Source organism: Allobosea sp. (assembly GCF_048595345.1).
In the GTDB taxonomy this organism is placed as follows: domain Bacteria; phylum Pseudomonadota; class Alphaproteobacteria; order Rhizobiales; family Beijerinckiaceae; genus Allobosea.
Genome location: NZ_JBMDWH010000224.1, coordinates 1 through 3,044 on the forward strand (window position 1 = coordinate 1; position 3,044 = coordinate 3,044).

A 3,044-nucleotide genomic window follows, 5' to 3' on the forward strand; every position below is an offset into this window, starting at 1 on the left:
GACCGAGAGCTTGGAGATCTCGCCGATATGGCGGCCGTCGATCTTCACCGCCAGCGCCTCGGGCTTCAGGCGATAGCCGTTGCAGGCGGCGCAGGGCGTCTCGGACATGAAGCGGCCGATCTCCTCGCGCGCCCAGTCCGATTCCGTCTCCTTCCAGCGCCGCTCCATATTGGTGATGACGCCCTCGAAGGGCTTCCTCACCTCATAGGCGCGCAGCCCGTCGTGATAGGCCATGCGCACGGCCTCCGAACCCGTGCCGAACAGGATCGCCTTGCGGGCGCTCTCGGGCAGTTCGGACCAGGGCTTCGTCATCGAGAAGCCGAAATGCTTGGCCAGCGCCTCCAGCGTCTGGCCGTAATAGGGTGAGGTCGATTTCGCCCAGGGGGCGATGGCGCCCTTCTTCAGCGAGAGCGAGGCGTCCGGCACGATCATGTCCGGGTCGATCCGCATCTCGTGGCCGAGGCCGTCGCAGACCGGGCAGGCGCCGAAGGGGTTGTTGAAGGAGAACAGACGCGGCTCGATCTCGGGAATGGTGAAGCCGGAGACCGGGCAGGCGAATTTGGACGAGAAGGTGATGCGCCTGGCCTCGCCGTTCTCCTCCTTCTCATCGGCATATTCGAAGACGGCGATGCCGTCCGTCAGCTCCAGCGCCTGCTCCAGCGAGTCGGCAAGGCGGGCGCCCAAATCGGGGCGGATAACGATGCGGTCCACCACCACGTCGATGTCGTGCTTGAACTTCTTGTCGAGCGCGGGCGCGTCGGCGATCTCATGGAATTCGCCATTGACCTTGACGCGCTGGAAGCCGCGCTTCAGCCACTCCGCCATCTCCTTGCGGAACTCGCCCTTGCGGCCGCGCACGACCGGCGCGAGCAGATAGCCGCGCGTCTTCTCCGGCAGCTCGGCCAGCCGGTCGACCATCTGCTGGACGGTCTGGCTCTCGATCGGCAGGCCGGTGGCGGGCGAATAGGGAATGCCGGTGCGCGCCCAGAGCAGGCGCATATAGTCGTGGATCTCGGTGACGGTGCCCACCGTGGAGCGCGGGTTCTTGGAGGTCGTCTTCTGCTCGATCGAGATCGCCGGCGAGAGCCCGTCGATCTGGTCGACATCGGGCTTGCTCATCATCTCGAGGAACTGACGGGCATAGGCCGAGAGGCTCTCGACATAGCGGCGCTGCCCTTCCGCATAGATCGTGTCGAAGGCGAGCGAGGACTTGCCCGAGCCGGAGAGGCCGGTGAACACGACGAGCTTGTCGCGCGGGATCGCGAGATCGACGTTCTTGAGGTTGTGCTCGCGGGCGCCACGCACGGTGATCATGCGGATGTTGCGGTCGGCGATGGACCCGACATTCCGGTCGAACATATCCTCCAGCGCGGCGGCCTGTTCGGCGGCGCTCTGCGCGGCTGCGGCTTTGGGTTTGCCGGGCTGTGAAGCTTTGCGGGCCATCGGGACGTCCGTGTGGAGGAGGCTTCGAGACTAGGACAAAAGCCGGCCGACGCCAGCCCGGTTCCGGGCAGGGCGACCGTAATGCTGCTGCGCATCCCTATCATGCGACGGGCGAGCCGCGGCGCGGTTTCCTGACAGTCGATGGCAGGAGCGCAGATGGTGCATGCCGGCCGTTTGCGCAATGCTTCGGGCTGAGACGGATCATCCGCCACGCTGATGCGTTGCCGCGGCAGGACCGGCGGCTGTTCGGCCGATTACGCATGTCTTGGGCGGCGCCGCAGCGGCGTCGATCGCAAGCAGGGGAGCGACGACATGAAAGCCGTTTGGGGAGCCGTGCTGCTGGCGGCGGGACTGGGCTGGGCCGGCGCGGCGGGCGCCTGCGAGCTGGACCGGCCGCTGAAGATTGCCGGGCTGGATTACGATTCCGCCGCCTTCCACACCGCCGTCGCCGGGGCCATCGCCGAGAAGGGTTTCGGCTGCAAGGTCGAGCGCGTGCCGGGCGTGGTCGCGCCGCTGGTCAACGGGCTGGCGCGCGGCGATGTCGACGTCATCATGGAAATCTGGATGGCGAACCCCGTCGAGGCCTGGGTCAAGGCGGCCGAGGCCGGCAAGGTCGAGCCGCTGGGCACCACCTTCCCGGATGCGAACGAGGGCTGGTTCGTGCCACGCTATCTCGTCGCGGGGCCGGATGCCAAGGCGCCGGAGCTGAAGAGCGTCGAGGATCTCAAGCGCTACAAGGATCTGTTCGCCGATCCCGAGGAGCCGGGCAAGGGCCGCTTCTACAATTGCGTCGCCGGCTGGGTCTGCGAGGGCATCAACACCAAGAAGCTCGCCGTCTACGGCCTCGCCACTGACTTCACCAATGTCAGGGGCGGCTCGGGTGAGGCGCTGGTCGCCGCGATCGAGGCGGCGCTGAAGCGCAAGCGCCCGGTCGTGTTCTATTACTGGGGTCCGAGCTGGCTTCTCGGCGCCTATGACCTCGTCAAGCTGCAGGAAGCGCCGTTCGATCCGGCTGTCTGGGCCGAGCTGAAGGCGAGCGACGCCCCCAAGCGCGCCACCGCCTATCCCGAGAGCAAGGTCGTCAATGGCGGAAATGTCGATTTCATCAAGAAGGCGCCGCAGCTCGCGGCCTTCTTCAAGGCCTACACGACCAGCAGCGAACTGACCTCGAAGATGCTGGCCGAAGCGCGCGAAAAGGGCGTGACCCCCGAGCAGCAGGCACTGGTCTTCCTGAAGACGCAAGGCGATGTCTGGACCAAATGGGTCCCGGCTGAGGTGGCGCAGAAGGTGAAGTCCGGCCTGTGAGCGACGGCTGGCTGCCGGATCTCGGCAAGGCTCTGCAAGGGGCTGTCAATCGCGGCGTCGATGCGGTCGTCACCGGCTTTGGCGACCGGCTCGACGGTATCAGCGCGGCTTTGACCGCGCCGGTGCGCGGGCTGGAGACGGGGCTGGCACTTGTGCCGGCGCCCGTCTTCGCGGTTGCCGTCGCCGCTGGGGCCTGGGGGGCCACCCGCAGGTTCGGTTTCACGCTCGGCATGGCGCTGCTGCCGCTGCTGATCGCGATGCTCGGCGTCTGGGCGGCGGCGATGCAGTCGCTGGCG

The 3,044-nt window shown here is 67.0% G+C and carries 2 protein-coding genes and 1 pseudogene; 2 read left to right on the forward strand and 1 reads right to left on the reverse strand.

All coding sequences use genetic code 11. From position 1 onward, the window contains the following. Positions 1-1,443 (reverse strand): UvrA family protein (locus ACOJTB_RS19890; RefSeq protein ID WP_465248415.1); only part of this gene is annotated, 1,443 nt, incomplete at its 3' end. 312 nt (positions 1,444-1,755) lie between these two features. On the opposite strand from ACOJTB_RS19890, the gene ACOJTB_RS19895 reads away from it, so the two are divergent. Further along, a complete protein-coding gene (locus ACOJTB_RS19895; protein WP_420104259.1) occupies positions 1,756-2,748 on the forward strand; it encodes an ABC transporter substrate-binding protein in 993 nt (330 codons plus the stop codon). After that, positions 2,745-3,044, forward strand: a pseudogene (locus tag ACOJTB_RS19900) (hypothetical protein); the annotation flags it as partial. The gene ACOJTB_RS19895 and the pseudogene ACOJTB_RS19900, both read left to right, overlap by 4 nt.

What these genes read in the sequence shown, in the direction of transcription:
- ACOJTB_RS19895 (WP_420104259.1), top strand. Translation starts at nt 1,756, where the DNA reads ATGAAAGCCGTTTGGGGAGCCGTGCTGCTGGCGGCGGGACTGGGCTGG.